19 protein-coding genes and 1 tRNA gene are annotated in these 21,414 nt (G+C 63.0%); 17 read left to right on the top strand and 3 right to left on the bottom strand.

Going from position 1 to position 21,414, the window contains the following annotated elements; all coding sequences use genetic code 11:
- Positions 1-68: 68 nt before the first annotated feature.
- Positions 69-1,361, top strand: coding sequence for a homoserine dehydrogenase (locus tag G410_RS0100240; protein WP_022671649.1), 1,293 nt, complete (start codon positions 69-71; stop codon positions 1,359-1,361).
- On the top strand, positions 1,358-1,984 hold the full coding sequence (locus G410_RS0100235; protein WP_022671648.1) for an LbetaH domain-containing protein: 627 nt from the start codon (positions 1,358-1,360) through the stop codon (positions 1,982-1,984). The genes G410_RS0100240 and G410_RS0100235 overlap by 4 nt, the downstream gene beginning before the upstream one ends.
- A gap of 9 nt (positions 1,985-1,993) precedes the next feature.
- Here G410_RS0100235 and G410_RS0100230 read toward each other — a convergent pair whose 3' ends face one another.
- Entirely contained in the window at positions 1,994-2,425 is a 432-nt protein-coding gene (locus tag G410_RS0100230) for a GFA family protein (protein WP_028970869.1), read from the bottom strand.
- A gap of 122 nt (positions 2,426-2,547) precedes the next feature.
- On the opposite strand from G410_RS0100230, the gene glpX reads away from it, so the two are divergent.
- Positions 2,548-3,519 carry a class II fructose-bisphosphatase gene (gene glpX / locus G410_RS0100225; RefSeq protein ID WP_022671646.1) on the top strand — a complete coding sequence of 324 codons (972 nt, stop codon included), beginning with the start codon at positions 2,548-2,550 and terminating at the stop codon, positions 3,517-3,519.
- A gap of 41 nt (positions 3,520-3,560) precedes the next feature.
- The gene (locus G410_RS17845; RefSeq protein WP_022671645.1) at positions 3,561-3,731 is read left to right on the top strand and encodes a hypothetical protein; all 171 of its coding nucleotides are present in this window, start codon (positions 3,561-3,563) and stop codon (positions 3,729-3,731) included.
- A gap of 59 nt (positions 3,732-3,790) precedes the next feature.
- On the opposite strand, the gene G410_RS0100215 is transcribed toward G410_RS17845, so the two are convergent.
- Positions 3,791-4,282: a flavodoxin family protein gene (locus G410_RS0100215; protein WP_022671644.1), complete on the bottom strand. Its 492-nt coding sequence runs from the start codon at positions 4,280-4,282 to the stop codon at positions 3,791-3,793.
- A 113-nt stretch (positions 4,283-4,395) separates the two neighbouring features.
- On the opposite strand from G410_RS0100215, the gene recJ reads away from it, so the two are divergent.
- Positions 4,396-6,162, top strand: coding sequence for a single-stranded-DNA-specific exonuclease RecJ (gene recJ / locus G410_RS0100210; RefSeq protein ID WP_028970868.1), 1,767 nt, complete (start codon positions 4,396-4,398; stop codon positions 6,160-6,162).
- Between the two features lie 42 nt (positions 6,163-6,204).
- Positions 6,205-6,280 (top strand) — tRNA-Glu (locus G410_RS0100205).
- A gap of 263 nt (positions 6,281-6,543) precedes the next feature.
- On the opposite strand, the gene G410_RS0100200 is transcribed toward G410_RS0100205, so the two are convergent.
- The gene (locus G410_RS0100200) at positions 6,544-8,040 is read right to left on the bottom strand and encodes a tryptophan halogenase family protein (RefSeq protein WP_028970867.1); all 1,497 of its coding nucleotides are present in this window, start codon (positions 8,038-8,040) and stop codon (positions 6,544-6,546) included.
- Between the two features lie 220 nt (positions 8,041-8,260).
- Here G410_RS0100200 and G410_RS0100195 point away from each other — a divergent pair, with 220 nt between their 5' ends.
- The 11 genes from G410_RS0100195 to G410_RS0100140 all read left to right on the top strand — a co-directional run bounded on the left by G410_RS0100195 (position 8,261) and on the right by G410_RS0100140 (position 21,411).
- Positions 8,261-11,461: a TonB-dependent receptor gene (locus G410_RS0100195; protein ID WP_022671641.1), complete on the top strand. Its 3,201-nt coding sequence runs from the start codon at positions 8,261-8,263 to the stop codon at positions 11,459-11,461.
- A gap of 30 nt (positions 11,462-11,491) precedes the next feature.
- Positions 11,492-12,604, top strand: a complete 1,113-nt coding sequence (locus G410_RS14980) for a cupin-like domain-containing protein (protein WP_022671640.1) — start codon at positions 11,492-11,494, stop codon at positions 12,602-12,604.
- Position 12,605: 1 nt separating this feature from the next.
- On the top strand, positions 12,606-13,688 hold the full coding sequence (locus tag G410_RS14975) for a LacI family DNA-binding transcriptional regulator (protein WP_022671639.1): 1,083 nt from the start codon (positions 12,606-12,608) through the stop codon (positions 13,686-13,688).
- A 509-nt stretch (positions 13,689-14,197) separates the two neighbouring features.
- Complete coding sequence (locus G410_RS0100175) at positions 14,198-15,619, top strand: methyl-accepting chemotaxis protein (protein ID WP_022671637.1); 1,422 nt, start codon at positions 14,198-14,200, stop codon at positions 15,617-15,619.
- A 42-nt stretch (positions 15,620-15,661) separates the two neighbouring features.
- Complete coding sequence (locus G410_RS0100170) at positions 15,662-15,928, top strand: STAS domain-containing protein (protein WP_022671636.1); 267 nt, start codon at positions 15,662-15,664, stop codon at positions 15,926-15,928.
- Between the two features lie 15 nt (positions 15,929-15,943).
- Positions 15,944-18,127, top strand: coding sequence for a chemotaxis protein CheA (locus G410_RS0100165; RefSeq protein WP_022671635.1), 2,184 nt, complete (start codon positions 15,944-15,946; stop codon positions 18,125-18,127).
- Positions 18,124-18,990, top strand: coding sequence for a CheR family methyltransferase (locus tag G410_RS0100160; RefSeq protein ID WP_022671634.1), 867 nt, complete (start codon positions 18,124-18,126; stop codon positions 18,988-18,990). The genes G410_RS0100165 and G410_RS0100160 overlap by 4 nt, the downstream gene beginning before the upstream one ends.
- Positions 18,987-20,006, top strand: a complete 1,020-nt coding sequence (locus G410_RS0100155) for a protein-glutamate methylesterase/protein-glutamine glutaminase (RefSeq protein WP_022671633.1) — start codon at positions 18,987-18,989, stop codon at positions 20,004-20,006. The genes G410_RS0100160 and G410_RS0100155 overlap by 4 nt, the downstream gene beginning before the upstream one ends.
- Positions 20,003-20,560, top strand: a complete 558-nt coding sequence (locus tag G410_RS0100150) for a chemotaxis protein CheD (protein WP_022671632.1) — start codon at positions 20,003-20,005, stop codon at positions 20,558-20,560. Before G410_RS0100155 ends, G410_RS0100150 begins: the two co-directional genes overlap by 4 nt.
- A gap of 21 nt (positions 20,561-20,581) precedes the next feature.
- Positions 20,582-20,944 (top strand): response regulator, encoded by a 363-nt coding sequence (locus tag G410_RS0100145; RefSeq protein WP_022671631.1) that lies wholly within the window; start codon positions 20,582-20,584, stop codon positions 20,942-20,944.
- A gap of 17 nt (positions 20,945-20,961) precedes the next feature.
- Complete coding sequence (locus G410_RS0100140; RefSeq protein WP_022671630.1) at positions 20,962-21,411, top strand: chemotaxis protein CheW; 450 nt, start codon at positions 20,962-20,964, stop codon at positions 21,409-21,411.
- The last annotated feature ends 3 nt before the right edge of the window (positions 21,412-21,414 follow it).

The raw sequence follows: 21,414 nt of genomic DNA, 5'->3' as shown, positions 1-21,414 counted from the left end.
GCCAAGAGGATAACCGCATCGCGCGATTACCCGTCGCGCCGTTACAGAGCTGACAAAGGGCCGAAATCATGACCGAAGCATTGCGTGTGGCCCTGGCAGGCCTTGGAACCGTGGGCACCGGCGTGGTGCGGCTGATCGAGGAGAATCGCGAGCTGATCGCCCGGCGGGCTGGTCGCCCGGTCGAGATCGTCGCGGTCAGCGCGCGCGACCGGAGCCGCGACCGCGGCGTCGATCTGTCCGGCTATCGCTGGGCGGACGACATGGCCGCCTTTGCGCAGGCCGAAGATATCGATGTGGTGTGCGAGCTGGTCGGCGGTTCCGATGGCCCCGCCCTCGCTCTTGCGCGCGATGCGCTGGGCGCGGGCAAGGCGCTGGTGACGGCCAACAAGGCACTGATCGCGCATCACGGGCTGGAACTGGCCGATATCGCGGAACGAACCGGCGCGCCCTTGCTGTTCGAGGCGGCGGTGGCCGGCGCGATCCCCGTGCTCAAGGGCCTGCGCGAAGGCGCGGCGGCCAACCGGATCGAGCGCGTCTATGGCATCCTCAACGGCACCTGCAATTATGTGCTCAGCGCGATGGAAGCGGACGGGCGCGACTTTGACGAGGTGCTCTCCGCCGCGCAGGCCATCGGCTATGCCGAGGCGGATCCGGCCTTCGATATCGAGGGCACGGATGCCGCGCACAAGCTGTCGATTCTCGCCTCACTCTGCTTCGGCACCCGGCTCGATTTCGCAGGCGTCGAGACGCGCGGCATCACGCAGGTGCGGGCCGAGGATATCGCGCAGGCCCGCGCGCTGGGCTATGTGATCCGCCTGATCGGTTTTGCCGAACTGGATGAAGGCAAGCTGTTCCAGCGCGTGCACCCCTGCCTGCTGCCCCTCGCCCATCCGCTGGCGCGCATCGATGGTGCCACCAATGCGGTGGTGGCCGAGGGCAATTATTCCGGGCGGCTATTGTTTCAGGGCGCGGGCGCGGGCGATGGCCCCACCGCCAGTGCCGTCGTGGCCGATCTGGTCGATCTGGCGCGCGGCCAGGTGGGCCACAGCTTCGCCATGCCGGCCAGCGCGCTGGAACCCGCCGAAACGGCGGAAACCGGCCATCGCTCCGGCAAGGTCTATCTGCGCTTCGAAGTGGCCGACAAGGTCGGCGTGCTGGCGGAGATCGCCGCAGCCATGCGCGATGCAGGCGTATCGGTGGAAAGCCTGATCCAGCCTGCGCTGGCAGGCGGCGACAGCGCGCTCATCGCCATCGTGACGCATGAGGTGGAGGAACGCTGCATCGACCAGGCGCTCCAGAAACTCGCCGGTTCGGACAGTCTGCAGGCCGAGCCGATGGTCATGCATATTCTGAACGCATGAGCGCGGCCCCGGCCATAGCGGACTATGTTTCGGCCTGGCGGGACTTTGCGCAAGGCCCTGACGTTTCGGTGCCCTGGGAAGCCACCGCGAGGGCGGAAGAGTTGATCGAGCAGGCCATTGCCGGGCTGGATGACGATTACATCCGCGAAGGTACGGTCGCGCGTCACCGCAGCGCCGTGATCGAACCCGGCACCATCCTGAAAGGGCCGGTGCTGCTGGAGGCGAACGCCTTCGTCGCATCCGGCGTCTATATCCGTGGCGGCGTTTATCTTGGCCCCGGTTGTATCGTCGGCCCGCAGTGCGAGGTGAAGACGAGCTTCCTGTTCGGCGGTGCCAAGATCGCCCATCTGAGCTTCGTCGGCGATTCAATTCTGGGGAGCGGCAGCAATGTCGAGGCGGGGGCGATCGTCGCCAATTACCGGAACGAGCGCGGCGGCGCGGCGATCAGGATCGCAACGGACGAAGGCGTTATCGAAACGGGCGCCACCAAGTTCGGCGCTCTGCTTGGCGATGGAGCCCGTGTCGGTGCCAATGCGGTGATCGCGCCCGGTGCGCTGATCGCTCCCGGCGCGATCGTTCCGCGCCTGACGCTTATCGACCAATGGCCGAAGGAAACGGCCTGACCCGGCGCCTCAGCGCTGATGGCGCTTGTAGATCAGCACGCCCGCCTGCCGTGTGCCGGCGCCCGGCGGGCGGTCGTTCGGATGGGTCTGGCCGTCGTTCACCACCACGTGGTCGAAATCGAACGGGCTCAGCCCCTCCAGGCAGGCGACATTGACGCCGAGCTCGTCCGGGTTCGATCGGCGGCGGTGATGGGTGTAGATGCCGCAGACCGCACAAAAATAATGCTCCGCGGTGCCTGTGCCGAACTGGTACAGGGTCAACCTGTCCGCGCCGTCCGTCACCTTCAGATCGCCGCGCATCGCGGTCACCGCCACCGCGCCGCGGGCCGCGCAATAGGAACAGTCGCACCGGCGCGCGCTTGTAAGGCCATCCGCCAGCCGCACATTGAACCGCACCGCGCCGCAATGGCAGCGCCCTGCCCTCACCTCTTCGTTCGCCATCGCACCATCCTTTCGCCGGGCCCGCCCGCCATGGTCGCGCGCCATTCTCGACATTGCAACAGGCCTCGCTTATCGGGTTCGCAACCAAGCCGGTTCAGGCGATAGTGAAACAGGAGCCTTCGATGCCCAAGCCCAGCGATATTCTCGACCGCGTTCTCGTTCTGGAAATGGTGCGTGTCACCGAGGCGGCCGCCATGGCCGCGGCCAAGCTGATCGGCCGGGGCGATGAAAAGGCGGCCGATGCCGCCGCCGTCGAAGCGATGCGCCGGGCGTTCGACACGCTGCAGATGGACGGCACAGTCGTCATCGGCGAAGGCGAGCGTGATGAGGCGCCCATGCTGTTCATCGGCGAAAAGGTGGGCGGTGCGCCCGGCACCGGACCAAAGATCGACATCGCGCTCGATCCGCTGGAAGGCACCACCATCACCGCCAAGGCCGGGCCGAACGCGCTGGCCGTGCTGGCCGCTGCCGAGGAAGGCTGCCTGCTCAATGCGCCGGACGTCTATATGGACAAGCTGGCCGTGGGCCCCGGCTATCCCGATGGCGTGATCGATCTCGACAAGTCGGTGCGCGAGAATGTGGAGGCCGTGGCCAAGGCCAAGGGCGTGGCCCCGGACGAGATCATCGTCTGCGTGCTCGATCGCCCGCGCCACGAGACGCTGATTGCCGAGCTGCGCGCCATTGGCTGCGGCATCCAGCTGATCCCCGACGGCGATGTGGCCGGCGTGATCGCCACCACGGACGAAGACACCACGATCGACATGTATATGGGCTCCGGCGGCGCGCCCGAGGGCGTGCTGGCCGCCGCCGCGCTGCGCTGTGTGGGTGGGCAGTTCAAGGGCCGACTGCTGTTCCGCAACGATGACGAGCGGGGCCGCGCCGCCAAATGGGGCATCACCGATCTCAACAAGCAATATGATCTGAAGGAACTGGCCAAGGGCGACTGCATCTTTGCCGCCACCGGCGTGACCGACGGATCGCTGCTCGAAGGCGTCAAATCGCTGCGCCGCGGCGTCATCACCACCGAAAGCGTGGTCATGCGCGCCAGCAGCGGCACCGTGCGCTGGGTGAAGAGCGAACATCAGAAGGACTGACGGGCGGCGGAACGTTGCGCGGGCTGGCGGATTGACTCCGCATGGCCCAGCGCAATGACCACTCCCACCCTGAAACCGGCCCGGATATCGACGCCGTCGATGCGCGCGGCGCGGAAATCATCCTCAAAAAACGCCGCAACCAGATCATCTTCTTTGTGGCTATGGCCTTGATTACCGTCATCGGAATCTGGGCCTATACCGGTGGCTGGTGAACCAATGATCCGTGCTGTCGGCCAAGACACACGGTAAGCCATGCGTGCGGGTGTCGCGCCTAAAACACCCCTAGTTCCAGACCTGCCGCCAGCGCGCCGCCAAGTTCATGGGCGGCGTCCAACGCCGTCTTGCCGATCGTCTTTTCGCCCAGAATCTCTTCGGGCGTCTGCGCTGCCACGTTCACCACTTGCGTATCGGCGATGCGTTTGAGCCGCCAGCCGGTGCAGATCCGTTCGAGCTGCTTTTTTGCATTCTCGCCGTCCGATCCGGCGCAGATGATCGCCGCATAGGGCCGCCCCTCGATGCGGCCGAGTACCGGATAATAGGTCGAATCGAAAAACTCCTTCATCCCGCCGGCGATCGCCGCCAGATTTTCCGGGCAGGCGAACAGATAGCCATCGGCGGATAAAAGATCGTCCGGCCCGGCCTCTCCCGCGTCCAGATAATGGATCGTCACGTCACTCGCCTCGGCAGCGCCATCGCGTGCCGCCTCCGCCAGCTGGCGCGAACCCCCGGTGCGGCTGAAATGCACGATGAGCAGACTAGTCATGACCGTAGACATAGCATTGCCCGTCGCGCCTGCGAAGGCGCGCGCGTCCCATTGATCGCCGGGCCATCGTTATTTCGATTCACGCGGCCACCCGCATGCGCTACCCTGCCCGCATGCAATATGTGTGCGATATCGAGCGGTCTTTGTCCGGCCAGCCATGGCGCTGGCGTGGCAACGGGGCGGATGCGCGCGATCCCGGCTTCCGTCCGGACGATCTGCTGACGCAATTGATGCTCGCCCGCGGCTGTTCGCGCGAGACGCTGGAGGCCAATCTCAACCCGTCGATCACGGGCTTCCTGCCCGATCCCGCCATTTTCCGCGACATGACGCTTGCTGCCGAACGCCTGGCCGATGCGGTGGAAAAGCAGCAGCGCGTCACGGTGTTCGGCGATTATGATGTCGATGGCGCCACCAGCGCCGCGCTGCTGATCCGGTTCCTCGGCCAGCTCGGCCTGACCGCAGACGCCTATATCCCCGACCGGCTGATGGAGGGCTATGGCCCGTCCGGCGAAGCGCTGGTGCGGCTCGGCCAGCAGGGATCGGACCTCGTCGTCACCGTGGATTGCGGCGCGATGGCCTATGACGCCCTGTCGGAGGCCAAGGCAGCCGGCGTCGAGGTGATCGTGGTCGATCATCACAAATGCGGCGTGGAGCTGCCACAGGCGCTGGCGCTGGTGAACCCCAATAGGCTGGACGAATGCGACGAGGCGGCCAGCCATGGTCATCTCGCCGCCGTGGGCGTGGCCTTTCTGCTGGCCGTCGAAATTCGCCGTGTCCTGTCGCAGCGCGGCTATTTCAAGACCCGCACCAAGCCGCAGCTGCTCGATCTGCTCGATCTGGTGGCGCTGGGCACCGTGGCCGATGTCGCACAGCTCAAGGGATTGAACCGCGCCTTCGTGGCGCAGGGGCTGAAGGTCATGGCCGCCCGCCGCAATGTGGGGCTCAACGCGCTGATCGACGCCAGCCGCCTCAGCCGTGCGCCCATTTGCAGCGATCTGGGCTTTGCGCTTGGCCCGCGCATCAACGCAGGCGGGCGCGTCGGCAAGTCCGATCTCGGCGTACGCCTGCTCACGACCGAAGACCCGAACGAAGCGCGCGACATCGCGCAAACGCTCGACATGCTGAATGAAGAGCGCCGGGCCATCGAAGGCGCGGTGCAGACTGCGGCAGAGGAGATGCTGCCCGGCCAGCACAACCGCTCCGTCGCCCTACTCGCCGGCGAGGGCTGGCATCCGGGCGTCATCGGCATCGTCGCCGGGCGCATCAAGGAAAAGACCGGCAAACCCGCCATCGTCATCGCCATCGATGCAGACGGCATCGGCAAGGGATCGGGCCGCTCCGTCAGCGGCGTGGATCTGGGCGCGGCCATCATTGCCGCGCGCGATCAGGGCCTGCTGGTGGCGGGCGGAGGCCATGCCATGGCGGCAGGGCTGACGGTGAAGGCCGATCAGGTTGCCGCGCTCGCCGATTTTCTCGACGAGCGACTGGCCGGCGATATCGCCCGCGCCGGGGATGAGCGCGCGATGATGATCGATGCCCTGCTCTCCCCGCGCGGGCTGAACCCCCAATTTGTCGGCGCCGTGGAGCGCGGCGGACCCTATGGCATGGGCTGGCCCGCGCCGCGCGTGGTGGCCGGGCCGGTGCGAATCGTGAAATGCGATATCGTGGGCAATGGCCATGTCCGGGCCATCGTGCAGGGCGATGATGGCGGCCGTTTCAAGGCCATGGCCTTCCGCGCCGCGGACAGCGTTCTGGGCCAAACCCTGCTTCACGGCGGCCCCGGCGCGAAATACTGGCTGGCGGGCCGCGCGAAGATCGATGACTGGGGCGCACGCCCCGCCGCCGAACTCCATTTGGAAGATGCTGCCATAGCGGGTTGACCGCGGCGATTCTGTTCCTTAAACGCGCATCTTCCCGGCGGAGGCCCCTTCGTCTAGCGGTCCAGGACGCGGCCCTTTCACGGCTGAAACACGGGTTCGATTCCCGTAGGGGTCACCACCGGGACATTATCCCGCAACAATTGGCAAAATAGCCATTTTTTGCGCGGTGTATTGGTACGATGTGCGCAAACACATGCGGCAGATGCCAACCCCGTACAAGCAGCCATAAACCGGGCACGATCACCTGCGACCGCAGCTCTCGGCAAAGCTGCGTCTGGCAAGCCCAATTCTCAACGCCGTAGAGGCTCCAATCCTTGGCCCTTGGGTCGATCGCAGGGGAATATCTGCCATTCAGCCATCCATGGCGGATCCTGATCGGCCTTATCGCTTTTCCAGAAACCGGTCGATGAAGGCGCGGTGTTCCGGCATGCTGGCGATAAGGTGGCGGATCGACTTGTCGATCTCGTTATATTCGTTGGGCAGGTTCGTATCTTCCAGCGCATCGGCCATGGGACTGTAGCCGCGCGGGAAGATGCCCTGGCCCATCATCACGGCGACCCAGCTGGTCGCGGCGAACAGTTCGTCCTCTTCCCGGAATATCTGCCCGTTGAGGCGGAACAGCTCGATCTTTTCGGACAGGCTGTCCGGGATGCTCATGGTGCGGCAATAGGTCCAGAACGCGCTGTCATCGCGCTTGGTAGCGCAATAATGCAGGATCAGGAAATCGCGGATACGGGCATATTCCTTGCCGGTCAGGCGGTTGAACGCATCGGCCTGCGCCGGGGTGATGTCATCGACCGACAGCAAGGCGATCAGCTTCGAAATCCCGGTGTTGATGAGATGGATCGATGTCGATTCCAGCGGCTCCATGAAGCCGGCCGACAGCCCCAGCGCCACCACATTCCTGTTCCAGAATTTCTTGCGGCGACCGGTGGTGAAACGCAGGAAATTGGGATCGGCCAGCGCCGCGCCCTGAATATTATCGGTCAGGATGCGCAGCGCTTCGTCATCCTGCATATGCGCCGAGCAATAGACATGGCCGTTGCCGTTGCGATGCTGCAACGGCACCTCCCATTGCCAGCCCGCAGACCTAGCGGTGGCCCTGGTATAGGGCGCAACCGTGCCAGTGCCGGCGGAGGGAATGGCGACGGCCCGGTCGCATGGCAGCCAGTGGCTCCAGTCCTCATAGCCTGTCTCCAGCGCCTGTTCGATCAGCAGGCCGCGAAAGCCGGAGCAATCCACGAACAGATCGCCCGCAATCACGCTGCCGTCGGTCAGCGTGACGGAACGGACATGGCCGTTCTCGCCATGCAAGGAGACATCGGCCACCTTGCCCTCCCGGCGCAGGACGCCCCGCCCCTCGGCCAGCTTGCGCAGGAAAGCAGCATAGAGCCCGGCGTCCAGATGATAGGCATAATTGATGGGGGGCAGATCGCCACGCGTCTCGCCTTCGGTCTTGGCGAAACGGCCGAATTGCGCGGCCATGGTTTCCGGGCTGAAATAGGCCAGCGGGCGCTTATCCCCCGCCGCCTGCATGCGCTGCCAGATGGCGTGAAAGGACACGCCGTCGATTTCATAGCCATAGGTGCCGAAAGGATGGAAATAGCTGTCGCCCTGCTGCCCCCAGTTGGAAAACTGAATACCCAGTTTGAAGCTGCCCTTGGCCGCCGCCAGCATATCGGATTCCTCGACGCCGATCAGCTGATTGAAATTGATGAAAGGCGGAATGGTCGCCTCGCCCACGCCGACGGTGCCGATCTGTTCGGATTCGATCAGCGTGACCGACAGGCCGCGTTTACCGACCAGCTTGGAAAGGGCCGCCGCGGTCATCCAGCCGGCCGTGCCGCCGCCCACGATAATGATCGAACTGATAGCCATAATCACACCCTCTCCGGCCTTCATGCCGCGATCGCCATCTTGGACGCCAACGGCAAATTGTTGCAAGCAGGTAACAGGCAGAGCGCAATATGTGAACGTTCATTCCTCGCTGTTGTGAACGCTCACATGGGCGGTTAGGCTGGAACTAATAGAAAGGCCAATCAGGGCCAGAAGATTCGCGCCCGTCATCGGCGCGCGAGCATTTCAGGAGGGGCATTTCATGACCAAAGCAGCAGGCCGTGGTGATATTACGCGGCACATCCTCAACTGGAGCACCGCTTCCAGCCTCGCCATTCTGGCGGCCTCCGGCGCCCATGCCCAGCAAGCGCCTGCCGCCGCCCCGCCCGAAGAAGGCCAGATCGATGGCCCCAGCGACGATCTCAGCGGCACGGTCAACAATGACGACGTCATCATCGTAAGCGGCTTCCGCGCTTCGCTGGAAAGCGCGCAGAATCTGAAGCGTGACGCCGATACATTTGTCGACGTGATCACCGCAGAGGATATCGGCGCGCTGCCCGATCGTTCGGTGGCCGAAGCGCTGCAGCGCGTGCCCGGCGTGAACATCAGCCGTTTCGAGCAGGCGAACGATCCGGACCGGTTCTCGGTCGAGGGGTCTGGCGTGATCATCCGCGGGCTGCCCTTCGTGCGGTCCGAGCTGAACGGGCGCGACATCTTTTCCGCCAATGGCGGCCGCACACTCAGCTTCAACGATGTCTCGCCAGAGCTGCTGGGCCGCGTCGAGGTGTTCAAGAACAACACCGCCGACATGATCGAAGGCACCATCTCGGGCACGGTGAACCTCGTCACGCGCAAACCGCTCGACAAGCCCGGCACGCGCATTGCCGGTACGGTCGAAGCCAATTACGGCGATTTTGCCGAAAAATGGGCGCCCGGTTTCTCCGTGCTCGGGGCGCACAGCTTCGATACCGGCGTCGGCACCTTTGGCGTGCAGCTTGGCTATGCCCAGTCGAAACTGAAGACGAGAACCGATGCCTCTCAGGTGACGGATCCTTGCTACCGCGCACCGTCTCTCGACGCGCCCTGTATCCGCGTGCAGGCCGTCGGATCGGGCGGTTTCAGTGGCGATCCCCAATTCGGTCCGGAGAATTTCCCGCCAGCAGGGACGGTCGTCGTGCCCAAGGGTGCCGGCGTTCGCACCACCGATCTGACGCGCGATCGCAACGCCATTTCGGCAATCGGCCAGTGGGAGAGCCCCGATGGGCGCGCCGTGCTGACGCTGGAATATCTGCGCGCCAAGACCGAAGCGACGATCGACGAATATTCGCTGCTCGCGCTGGTCAATAACGACGATCTGTTTCCTGTCCCTGCGGCAGGCACGAACTTCACCTTCAATGACGACGGAATTTTCGAGAGCGGAACGCTGACGCAAGGCGGCGGCATTCCCACCGAAGCGCTGCGTTTTCAACGGGAAGACGAAGCGAAGACCGAGGATTATTCCTTCGATCTGCAGCTGCAGCCGACCGACCGCCTGCATTTCAATATCGAAGTGCAGAACATCACGTCGACCCGGGACGAAAATGGTTTGATCGGCGCGATGCAGACATCGTCCGATATCTTCCTCGACAATTCGGGCACCGTCCCGGCGGTGCAGTTCCTGCAACCCGGCACGTCCGCGTCTCCGGCCTCCTATTTCACCGACCCGAACCAGAGCTATTACTGGTTCCTGATCGACAATCAGGTGCGCAATGAAGGTGAGCTGTGGAGCATGCGCGCCGATGTCGATTATGACATCGCCGATGGCGGCCCAGGCTTCTTCAAGACGGTGCGCTTCGGCGCCCGCTGGTCCGATCGCAATCGCGTGACGCGCAACACGAACTTTTCGAACTGGGGCAATCTCTCCGCGCCGTGGCAGGAGCGACCTAACCCCAATGCTGGGCAACCAGGCGAGCCCGCTACGATCGGCGGCGCTGTTTACGCGAATGGATATCCTGCGTCGCAGCTGCGCAATCCGTTCGGCAATTTCCAGCGCGGCAATTCGCCGGTCCCTGCTGGCGATGGTTCCGCCTTCTTCTTCGGCGGTGACAATCTGGTCGATGAGTATCTGAGCGGCCTGACCGAGGAGCAGGCGAAAGCTATCAATACTAAGTCTTTAACTTTCAACCCATGGATCCCGATCTATGCGCGCTCTGACCTGGTGGCAGGAACGCCCTATCGGGCCTCAGAGATATCCGATGTCAGCGAGGAAAGCTTCGCAGCGTACGGGCGTCTTGATTTCGGATCGGACAATATTTTCGATAATGGCTGGTCTCTCAACGGCAATATCGGTCTGCGCTATGTGCGCACCAGCGTGCGTTCGGGCGGGACGGTTGGTTTTCCAACCACGGACGGTTTCGTATTGACGCCGGGCGGCCAAATCGATTTCGCGACTAATTGTGCGCGTGCCGTCGGCGCACCCGGCGGTATCCCGGGATATTGTCTGTTGTCGCCGACGCGCCAGGCCCAATTTGCAGCGGTGTTCAACACCCCGAGCTTCCTCGAACCGGCCACCAGCACGTTCGATTATTGGCTGCCCAGTTTCAATGCAAAGCTGGACATCGGCGGCGGTCTGCTTTTCCGGGTGGGCGTGTCGAAGGGCATCTTCCGGCCCGATCTGGCGCTCTACGCCACTGGCGGTACGCTTGGTGACAACACCAATACCCTGGCCCAGGAAGGGACTTTGGCGACCGGTCCGCTCTTTTCCTACAGCAGCGGCAATCGCCTGCTGACGGCTACCGAGAGCTGGAATTACGATCTGTCAGTGGAATATTATTTCAGTCAGGTTGGCTCGCTCACGGTTTCCGCATTCCTGAAGGACATCAAGGGAATCGTGAACAGCGGGTTTGAAATCCGATCCTTCACGGCACAGGATGGAAGCAATTTCGATGTCAGGGTCGACCGGCCGGACAATACGAGCGGCGGTATCCTGAAGGGCGTCGAGCTGGCCTATCAGCACACCTTCGATTTCCTGCCCGGCCCGCTGGATGGCCTGGGTACGCAGCTGACCTATACCTATGTCGATGCCGGCGATTTCACCAATCCGGATCTGGATGGCAATCGCAGTCTGTTTGCCGGCAATATCCCGCTGGCCGGCGTGTCCAAGCACACCGCGAACGCGACGGTCTTTTACGAAAAGGGGCCCTTGTCCGCCCGCGCGGCCTATAATTGGCGGTCGGAATATCTGCAGACCCCGCGCGACGTGATCTTCCCCTTCTCGCCCATTTATGGGGAATCGACGGGACAGCTCGATGCATCGATCTTCTTCTCGCTGACAGACGAGATCAAGATCGGCGTGCAGGGCGTGAACCTGCTCGACGAGATTACACGGACCACGCAGCAGGTCGATTTCGACGGCACACGCGTCACGCGCTCGGCCTTCCGCAACGATCGCCGCTACACGCTGATCGCGCGCTTCGATTTCTGAACGTGGCTTGATCGCCCCGTTGCAAGCCTGATGACCATCGCAGGATGGTCATCAGGCCCCCCTTTCCGCTATCGCGACGACATGGCCTTTCCCCCGCCCCCGATCGATGGTGCCCCGGTCGCCGAATATATGGCGCCAAGCGTCGAGCAATTTCGCGAGACTATTTATCCGGCAGCGCAGCCCGCTATTTTGCGCGGCGTCGCGAAGGACTGGCCCATCGTTCGCCTGTCCGGCAACCGCTCGGATCTGGCGGCCTATTGCAGGCAACATGGCGCGTCCTCACCCATCGATATCTTGCGCGCCCCGGCGGACATCGGCGGACGCTTCTTCTATTCCAGCGATCTGTCCGGCTATAATTTCGTACGCGACCGCTCCACGCTGGCGGCTCTGGTCGACAGGCTGGCCGCACCCATGCGGGACGGTTCGGCCGAGAGCGGCGCACTGTTCATGGAAGCCACGCCGGTGGCAACCGTCATGCCCGGCCTGCTATACGAACAACGGCTGCCCCATGCGCCGCCGCAAGTGGACCCCATGCTCTGGATCGGCAACGAGACGACCGTCCAGACGCATTTCGACCTGTCGCAAAATATCGCCTGCGTGCTCAGCGGGCGGCGGCGCTTTACGCTCTTCCCGCCCCAGCAGACCGCCAATCTGTACATGGGCCCGATCGAGCGCACACCCTCCGGCACGCCGGTCAGCATGGTGCCGCTGGACGGCGCCGATCTGGCGCGCTTCCCCCTATTTGCCGAGGCGCGCCGTCATGCACAGATCGCCGAGCTGGAGGCCGGGGACGCGCTGTTCATACCCTATATGTGGTGGCACCACGCCCAGGCGTTTGGCCCGTTCAATATCCTGATGAACTATTGGTGGAACGAGCATGCGGATCTCGGCTCCCCCATGGAGGCCATGTTGCACGCCATCCTGACGCTGCGCGACCTGCCGGAACCGATGCGCGATGCCTGGCGCGCCATGTTCGACGAATTTGTATTTCTGGATAACGGGCCGACGGCACGGCATTTGCCCGATGCCATGCGCGGCGGGCTCGGCACCCTGGACGGTGGCCATCGCAAGCAATTATGGCATGCCCTGTTCACCCGGCTCAGCCAGCATGCGGACCGATTATTCGGAAGAACGGACAACTGATATGGCCCGGCGGCGACAGGCGGTAACGATCAAGCATGTGGCGTCCGATGCGGGGGTCTCTCTACAAACGGTCAGCCGCGTCATCAATGACGAACCCAATGTGCGGCCCGCCATGCGCGAACGGGTGCAGGAGGCGATCGACCGGCTCGGTTATGTGCCGTCCATCGCGGCGCGACGGATGAGTGGATCGCGCAGCTACCTTATTCTGGCGCTGAATGATCGCGCGCGCACCATCGCCGACTGGCAATCGCGCGAGGGGTCCGACTGGGTGGGCCAGATGCTGCTGGGCGGCATGCTGACCTGTGCCCGATATGGCTATCGCATGATGGTCGAGTTGGTCGATACCCATGCAGACCATGTCGAACGCGAACTGGCCGCCGCGTTCGCCGCGCTGCAGCCCGATGGCGTGATCCTGACTCCGCCGCATTCCGAAAACCCGGTCATCATCGCCTTTCTGGATCGGCAAGGCATTCCTTTTGCGCGCATCGGATCGCGCGACGCTGGACCGGGCGTTCCCATCACGATGGATGATGAAGGCTCCGCCCGCCGCGCCACGCAGTTGCTGATCGGCCTGGGCCATCAGCGCATCGGCTTGATCGGCGGGTCCTCGGAATATAGCCTCAGCCAGCGGCGGACCGACGGTTGGCGCGCCGAGATGGCCCAGGCCGGGCTCTCCACCGATGGCCTCTTTGCGCCCGGCGACTTCACCTATGAAAGCGGTCTGGCCAGCGCGCATGCGCTTCTGGCGCAGGATGATTCTCCAACCGCCATCATCGCCAGCAATGACCGGATGGCGCTAGCCGTGCTTGCGGTCGCCGAGAAGAGGAAGCTGTGCGTGCCCGGCGACCTTTCGATCATCAGTTTCGATAACAGCGCGGCGGTGCGCCATGCACAGCCACCCATGACCGCGATCGAACAGCCGGTGGCCGAGACGGTCTCTCAGGCGGTCGAGCATATTATACGAGAGCTGAAAACCGGTGAAAAACAGGCAGAAGCCGTGCGTGTTCCCGCCGCGCTGATCGAGCGGCAATCGACCGCTCCGCTTGCCAAAGCGCGCGACAACGGATTGCCGGGATCGGCCTGATCAGCCGATTCGGCCTGATCCTATGGTCCACAAAACGATTGCGTGCCCGCAGGCCATCACGGGTCTTTCGGCTATTGCCATGTTCCTGCCATCAGCAGCTACATGCCGACATCTATACGACGGCATCGGGGAAAATCCGGATCGCCGAGCGCTGGATCTCTGCCTCGATCAGATGACCTGCCGTTTCCGCCAACCGGCTGATTTCAACCGTTTCGACTAACTTAGGTCCGCGATCCGCGGCTTCGGATTACTCATTCGCAAGGAGCGCCCAAGACATCTTCCCGGGCATCACCCCAAAAGGGTATGCTCGGCATTGTGCACTGCATCATCGCGGGCAACTCTTTGACCTTTTGGCTTTTTCCCAGCCCCACGATCGGCGATCCCTTGCGAAGGAAGCCGTAGCATAAACCGATGCTTAACCACTCTTCACTAAGCGCCATTCTGTCCGAAAAACTTGTCCCTCTTCCATCCGGACGGTTCTTCGAAATTTGGATCGAAAGGCTAAGGCAATGATCAACTGGTTTCAGAAAAACGCACCTATCCGAACAAAGTTCAACGCGCTTCTATTTATTCATGCCGGCATCTCGGCCGTCATTGTCATTGCCGCCCTGATGGCCATGACGGACGGCCTGACAGCCAGCACCATGCTTGCCGTCGCCGTTGCCGGCCTGGTGGCGCATAGCATCGTTGTTCTGGTGTCCAAGAAACTGATCTGCGACCCTTATGTGGATACGGTCGTACGGATGGAAGGGCTTGCAGCTGGTGACCTGACCAGCCCGATCATGCACACCGAAAATCAAGATTGCGTGGGCCGGATGACCACCGCCATGGACGTGTTCCGGGCCAATGGCGAGAAGGTGAACACCGCCGCCGCAGCGCAGCAACAGATTGTCAGCGCGCTTGGCGAAGGTCTGCAGAAACTGGCCTCCAGCGATCTGACCTTCCGCATCGATCAGGCGTTCCCGAGCGATTACGAGCAACTGCGCCTCAACTATAACGAAGCGCTGGAATCCGTGTCTGAAGTCATGTCCGCCGTGGTGGATGCGGCCTCCGGCATCAATAACGGCGCAGGCGACATCCGCCAGGCATCCGATGATCTATCGCAGCGCACGGAGCAGCAGGCAGCCAGCCTGGAAGAAACCGCAGCCGCCATGGATGAGATCACCTCTACGGTGCGCCAGGCTGCCGAAGGCGCCAGCAATGCCAACAAGCTGGTCGGCCAGACCCGCAGCGAAGCCGAGGAATCGGGCAAGATCGTCGAGCGCGCCGTCAGTGCGATGAACGGGATCGAGCGGGCATCCAGCGAGATCAGCGAGATCATCTCGGTCATCGACGGGATCGCGTTCCAGACCAATTTGCTGGCGCTCAACGCCGGTGTGGAAGCGGCACGCGCTGGCGACGCCGGCAAGGGATTTGCCGTGGTCGCCTCCGAAGTGCGCGCACTGGCACAGCGTTCTGCCGACGCTGCGAAGGACGTCAAATCGAAGATCATGGCCTCGTCCCAGCAGGTCGATGCTGGCGTCGAGCTGGTCAGTGAGACGGGCAAGTCGTTGCAGCGCATCATCGCTGGTGTCGGTGAACTCAGCACCATGTTCGCCACCATTGCGGACTCTGCCGAACAGCAAGCCAATGGTCTGCAGCAGGTCAACACCGCCGTCTCCGAAATGGATGGCGTGACCCAGCAGAACGCCGCCATGGTTGAGCAGGCCACCGCCGCCGCCCGCAGCCTTTCCGAAGAAGCCAATGCACTGGCACAGCAGGTGTCGCGCTTTACCATCGGCGGACGGGGATCACGTGCGGCGCAGTCGCCCCCTGTCCATCAGCTGCAGGCCCGCGCCGCCAATGCCGCCCGTCAGCTTTCCCGGCCCGCGCCCGCTGCGCGCAGCGTCGGCAATGCGGCGCTGGCCGACGATGACTGGTCGGAATTCTGATCCACTGACCCTTCGTTTTCGGCACTACAGGACCTGTATTTCATGCCTATTATCTTACCAGCCTCTCTCGACACGCTTGCCGCTGGCACGCTGCGAACGAACCTCAAAAACACCATCGATCGCGGTGAATCCGTGCTGCTCAATGGCGGGGATGTCGAGCAGGTTGGGCAGGCATGTCTTCAGGTTCTCGTCTCTGCGCAACAGGCCGCCAAAGAGGCAAAGCTGGTTTTCCGTATCGAGGATCCCAGCGATGCCCTGACCGGCATGGCGCAACTTGCCGGTCTCGATCTGCTGCTGCAGCCCGCATAGAAAAGGATACGGACCGTGAATACAGATGAAATTCAAATCCTTTTCTTTCAGGAATGCGAAGAAGGCCTGGCCGGCATGGAGCAGGCGTTCGCCACCATCCGTGACGAAAGCCACGACCCGGAGACTATCAACACCATCTTCCGCTGCGTTCATTCGATCAAGGGCGGCGCGGGCGCATTCGGCCACGAACGCCTGCAAGCCTATACGCATGAATATGAAACGCTGCTCGATCTGGTGCGCAACGAGACGCTGACTCTGGACCAGCCATTGCTGGACACCATTTTGGCAGCGTTCGACATGCTTGCCGACCATGTGGCAGCGGCGCGGGACACGGAAGAGGCCCCGGCCGATGTCGACATGCTCGAACGGCTGAAGCAGGCTGCGGTTGTGGACCAGAATGCCGCAGACGCCGCCGAACCGGCCGACATCGCTGTGCCCGAAGCACAAGCAGCGCCAGCAGGGGATGACGGGTTTGACGACCTGATGGCCATGCTGGGCGGTCCTGCCGAAGCGCCCGAGCCTGTGGCCGAAACGGCACCGGCCGACTGGAATCTGCGCGTGCGCCCGGCCCGCAATGCCTTCGACAATGGATCGGAACCGCTTCTTCTGCTGCGCGAACTGGCGCGTCTCGGCGCAACGACGCAGCAAGTCGATCTCGACGATCTGCCGCCACTGGCCTCTCTCGATGCGGAATGCAGCTATCTGACGTGGACGATCAGCGTACCGGAATCCGTTGAGGAAGACGATATTCGCTCGGTCTTCGAATTCACCGATGGCTATACGCTGGAACTGACGCGTGGCGCAGATGCGCCGTCAGCGCAGGAAGAAGACCTGCCGACCGCGGAATCGCACCCGGCAGCGCAAGAGTCAGACGACAAGCCGCAGCCAAGCGCCAGCCAGCCCGCTTCCGCACCGGAAGCCGAGATCGACAGCGCCCCAACTGCGCCGACACCGCCGAAAAGCGAGCCGGCCAAAAGCGCGCCGGCCAAGCCCACTAAGTTGGTGGCCGCCAACCAGACCATTCGGGTCGATCTCGACAAGCTGGACAAGCTGGTCAATCTGGTCGGCGAGTTGGTCATTACCCAGGCCATGCTGGCGCAGCAGCTTTCCGACCATGATCTGGCCGGCATTCCGGAGCTTGGCGACCTCGATCTGCTGACGCGCGATCTGCAGGAATCCACTATGGCGATCCGCGCCCAGCCGATGAACACCGTGTTCAGCCGCGTGCCGCGCATCATCCGCGAGCTTGAAGGCGAAACCGGCAAGCGTGTGCGCCTGGAGGTCGAGGGCGAGATGACCGAAGTCGACAAAACGGTCGTCGAGCGCATCGGCGAACCGCTGACCCATCTTATCCGCAACGCCGTCGATCACGGGTTGGAAAGCACGGAACGACGGGTGGCCGCCGGCAAGCCTGAAGAGGGCGTCGTCAAACTGTCCGCCGCGCACCATTCCGGCCGCATCGTCATCACGGTGTCGGACGATGGCGGCGGCATCAACCGCAAGCGCGTCCGGGAACGGGCCGTCGAGCGCGGCATCATTCAGCCCGATGCGGCAATGAGCGATGAAGAGATCGACAATCTGATTTTTGCACCTGGCTTCTCCACGGCGGAGCAGGTGTCGAGCGTGTCCGGTCGCGGGGTCGGCATGGACGTGGTGCGACGCAATATTCAGGCCTTGGGCGGCCGTATCGGCATTCAGTCCCGCGAGGGAGTCGGATCGAGCTTTTCGCTCAGCCTGCCGCTGACGCTGGCCGTTCTGGACGGCATGATCGTGACCGTGGGCAAACAGACCTATGTCATTCCGCTCAGCCATATCGTGGAAAGCCTGCGACCGAACGAGCATAATGTGAGCGAACTGGGCGATGGCGCGGCCATGCTGGACGTGCGCGGCTCCTATGTCCCCTTGCACCGGATCGCCAGTCAGCTGAATATCGATAATGCGGAAACCAACCCGCGTGAGGCGGTGCTGATCGTGGTCGATGGAGACCATGGACTGGCCGCGTTGATGGTCGATTCCATCGAGGACCAGAGACAGGTGGTGGTCAAGAGCCTGGAGGCGAATTACCGCGCCATCAACGGGCTTGCGGGTGCCACCATCCTGGGCGACGGGCAGGTAGCCCTGATCCTTGACGTCGACATGTTGACCGCGCGCCGTTTTGCCGGCGCAGCGCCCGCGCAGACGCTGGAGATGGCCGCGTGAGCGCTGCCACCGCCATGCAGATGCCGCCCGGCAGGCGCGAGTTCGATTTCACGATGGACGATCACCGTATCATCGCGAAAATCGCTTATTCGACCGCCGGCATTCTGCTGCCGGACAGCAAGACGCAGATGGTCTATGGCCGTCTGGCCCCGCGCGTGCGCGAGCGCGGCCTGAAATCGGTGGCGGAATATCTCAAGCTGATCGATCAGGACGCAGCGGAACGCGAACGCGCGATCGATGCGCTCACCACCAATCACACCAGTTTCTTTCGCGAAAGCCATCATTTCGATCATTTCACGGCAGAAGTCTGGCCGGGTCTGGCCCAGCGCCTGACCAAGGGCGGCAAGGTGCGCCTGTGGTCCGCCGCATGCTCGAGCGGTGAAGAGCCCTATACCTGGTTGATGTCCGCGCTCGGCAGCAAGCGTGATGAAGCAGCACGCTTGTTGAAGCAAAACTTCAAAATGCTGGCCACAGATCTCTCGCCAACCGTGCTGGCCACGGCACGCACCGGCATCTATCCGGCGCAAACCATGGAGACCGTGCCGCACGAGCTGCGCCGTACATGGACCCGGAAGGACGAACAGAGCCTGGTCGTCGACCCAGCCTTGCGCGCCGCCATTTCGTTCCTGCCGCTCAATTTGCTCAACGACTGGCCGATGCGTGGGCAGTTCGATGCCATCTGCTGCCGCAATGTGATGATCTATTTCGATGGCCCCAGCAAAGAGCGTCTGCAATCCCGCCTAGCCGACCAGCTGGTGACGGGCGGTATGATGTATATCGGCCATTCCGAACGGCTGGAAGGCCCGGTGGCCAAGCGCTTCGAAATGATCGGCCGCACCGCCTTTCGGAAGATCGCGGCATGACCGTGCGCGTCCTGATCGTGGACGATTCGCTGGCGATGCGCGCTGCGGTGTCCAACCTGCTGAAAAAGGATCCGGATATCGAAGTGGTGGGCACCGCTGCGGATGCCTATGCCGCGCGGGAGCTGATCAAATCGCTCAATCCCGATGTGGTTACCCTTGATGTGGAAATGCCGGGGATCGACGGGCTCGACTTTCTGGAACGCCTGATGCGTTTGCGCCCGATGCCGGTCGTCATGCTGTCCACGCTGACGGCCGCCGGAGCCACAGCCAGCGTGAATGCGCTGGCGCTGGGCGCGTTCGAATGCGTGAACAAATCCATTCTTTCCAGCCCGGAAAGCGCCACGCTGGCAACCACCGTGAAAGCGGCGGCCAAGCATGGCAAGCGCTCGGCCCATGCTGCCCTGCCCAAGGCGGCGGCACATGTGCTGGCCGTCAAACCCCGCGCCGATGCGATTATCGCCATCGGCGCATCCACCGGCGGGGTCGAGGCGCTTTTGCACCTGCTCAGCACCTTTCCGGAAAATTGCCCGCCCACCCTCGTCGTGCAGCATATGCTCGACGCGTTCACATCCAGCTTTGCCGCCCGGCTCGATAGGCATTCCAAGCCCAAGGTGGTCGAGGCACGTCCCGGCGCGCCGCTGCAACAGGGCACGGTCTATCTGGCACCGGGAGGCCCGACCCACCTCGAGCTCGGCGGCGTACCTGGCAAATTATATTGCCGGGTAGCCTCTGGAAATCGCGTCAGCGGCCACTGCCCCTCGGTCGATCAATTGTTCCATTCGGTGGCGCGTGTGGCCGGAAGCGCCGCCGTGGGTGCCATCATGACCGGCATGGGCAGCGATGGTGCACTTGGCCTGAAAGCCATGCGTGACGCAGGTGCCAAGACGCTCGGCCAGGATAAGGCCAGTTGCGTCGTCTATGGCATGTCGGCGCAAGCCTACAAGCTGGGCGGCGTCGAAAAGGAAATTCCGTTGTCCCGAATGGGAGGAGAAATCATGAAGGCGTGTGCAGCATGAACATGATGGCCAAACCCAGCGCTGGTTTTCGCAATGTCACCGTGGCCCAGGGGGAGACGCGCGTTTCGAGCGATCCCGAAGTCGTGCTGGTTACCGTGCTGGGCAGCTGCGTGGCCGCTTGCCTGTTCGATCCGGTCGCCAAGGTGGGCGGCATCAACCACTATCTCCTCGCCAGCGGCACCGCGACCGATAGCGCGTCGCTGCAACGCTACGGCGTGTATGCGATGGAGTTGCTGATCAACAACATGATGGCGCAAGGGGCGATGCGCAAACGGATGAAGGCGCGGATCTATGGCGGTGCCACGATGCGCAGCAGCTTCCGCGATATCGGCGGCGAGAATATAGCCTTTGCGCGGCAATTCCTGCGGGCGGAGGGCATTCCTCTGGTCGGCGAAGATGTCGGCGATAATTGCGCACGCCGCGTCCAGTTTCGTGCAGCGCTTGGTCTGGCGCGCTGCCGGTCGGTGCAGAACACCGCCGCCATGGCGCCGCCAGTTAAGAAATCCACCCCCATCATGCCGCCCGTATCCACCGGCGACGTCGAACTATTTTGAATTCTCGGCAAGGAGCCTGAAATGTCCAAATCCATTCTTACCGTCGATGACTCGCCGAGCATGCGGATGCTGCTTCGGGCAGCGCTGTGCGACCTCGGCTATGAGGTGTCCGAAGCCGAGGACGGCATCGATGCATTGGAAGTCCTGTCCCATGGTAAGCCCGATCTGATGATCACGGATATCAACATGCCTCGCCTCGACGGGTTTGGCCTGATCGAACGTGTGCGCGGCGAAGGGGAGCGGACGCTGCCCATTCTGGTGCTCACCACGGAAAGTTCGGACGAGAAGAAGCAGCGCGCGCGCGCCGCCGGAGCGACCGGCTGGATCACCAAGCCGTTCGATCCGGAAAAGCTGGCCACGGCCATTCGCCGCGTTCTGCATTGATTTGAAGGGATAAACAGATGGGCCGTCAACTTATCACATTCCAGCTGAGCGATCAGGTGCTGGGAATCGACATCATGGCAATCCGCGAAATCCGGGCCTGGGCACCGGCCACGCCGCTGCCGAACGTACCGGACTATGTGCGCGGTGTGGTCAATTTGCGCGGATCCGTGCTGCCGATCCTGGATCTGCGCCATCGCCTCGGCTGGGGTGAGACCGATCCCACGGCGCGGCACGTGATCATCGTGGTCCAGATCGGCGAACAGATGCAGGGCATCATCGTCGATGCCGTGAACGACATCGTGACGGTCAGTCCCGATGCCATGCAGCCCCTGCCGGACATGGGCGATTCCGTGGCCTCCAATTTCCTGGATGGCCTGGCCACGATCGACGAACGGCTCATCCTCGTTCTCTCACTAGAGCGGCTGGTGGATGGCGTGCCATCGGTTGCGGCACTCGCGCAGGAGTAAGAC

Origin of the sequence: Novosphingopyxis baekryungensis DSM 16222 (assembly GCF_000420305.1) — a bacterium.
GTDB lineage: Bacteria > Pseudomonadota > Alphaproteobacteria > Sphingomonadales > Sphingomonadaceae > Novosphingopyxis > Novosphingopyxis baekryungensis.
This window is presented reverse-complemented; position numbering and strand designations above follow the sequence as displayed.

Bases quoted from the DNA above. Each gene is read 5' to 3' on its own strand.
- G410_RS0100235 (WP_022671648.1), top strand. From the start codon at position 1,358: ATGAGCGCGGCCCCGGCCATAGCGGACTATGTTTCGGCCTGGCGGGAC.
- G410_RS14980 (WP_022671640.1), top strand. From the start codon at position 11,492: ATGACCATCGCAGGATGGTCATCAGGCCCCCCTTTCCGCTATCGCGAC.
- recJ (WP_028970868.1), top strand. From the start codon at position 4,396: ATGCAATATGTGTGCGATATCGAGCGGTCTTTGTCCGGCCAGCCATGG.
- G410_RS0100240 (WP_022671649.1), top strand. From the start codon at position 69: ATGACCGAAGCATTGCGTGTGGCCCTGGCAGGCCTTGGAACCGTGGGC.
- G410_RS14975 (WP_022671639.1), top strand. From the start codon at position 12,606: ATGGCCCGGCGGCGACAGGCGGTAACGATCAAGCATGTGGCGTCCGAT.
- G410_RS17845 (WP_022671645.1), top strand. From the start codon at position 3,561: ATGGCCCAGCGCAATGACCACTCCCACCCTGAAACCGGCCCGGATATC.
- G410_RS0100200 (WP_028970867.1), bottom strand. From the start codon at position 8,040: ATGGCTATCAGTTCGATCATTATCGTGGGCGGCGGCACGGCCGGCTGG.
- glpX (WP_022671646.1), top strand. From the start codon at position 2,548: ATGCCCAAGCCCAGCGATATTCTCGACCGCGTTCTCGTTCTGGAAATG.
- G410_RS0100155 (WP_022671633.1), top strand. From the start codon at position 18,987: ATGACCGTGCGCGTCCTGATCGTGGACGATTCGCTGGCGATGCGCGCT.
- G410_RS0100175 (WP_022671637.1), top strand. From the start codon at position 14,198: ATGATCAACTGGTTTCAGAAAAACGCACCTATCCGAACAAAGTTCAAC.
- G410_RS0100145 (WP_022671631.1), top strand. From the start codon at position 20,582: ATGTCCAAATCCATTCTTACCGTCGATGACTCGCCGAGCATGCGGATG.
- G410_RS0100215 (WP_022671644.1), bottom strand. From the start codon at position 4,282: ATGACTAGTCTGCTCATCGTGCATTTCAGCCGCACCGGGGGTTCGCGC.
- G410_RS0100140 (WP_022671630.1), top strand. From the start codon at position 20,962: ATGGGCCGTCAACTTATCACATTCCAGCTGAGCGATCAGGTGCTGGGA.
- G410_RS0100230 (WP_028970869.1), bottom strand. From the start codon at position 2,425: ATGGCGAACGAAGAGGTGAGGGCAGGGCGCTGCCATTGCGGCGCGGTG.
- G410_RS0100195 (WP_022671641.1), top strand. From the start codon at position 8,261: ATGACCAAAGCAGCAGGCCGTGGTGATATTACGCGGCACATCCTCAAC.
- G410_RS0100170 (WP_022671636.1), top strand. From the start codon at position 15,662: ATGCCTATTATCTTACCAGCCTCTCTCGACACGCTTGCCGCTGGCACG.
- G410_RS0100150 (WP_022671632.1), top strand. From the start codon at position 20,003: ATGAACATGATGGCCAAACCCAGCGCTGGTTTTCGCAATGTCACCGTG.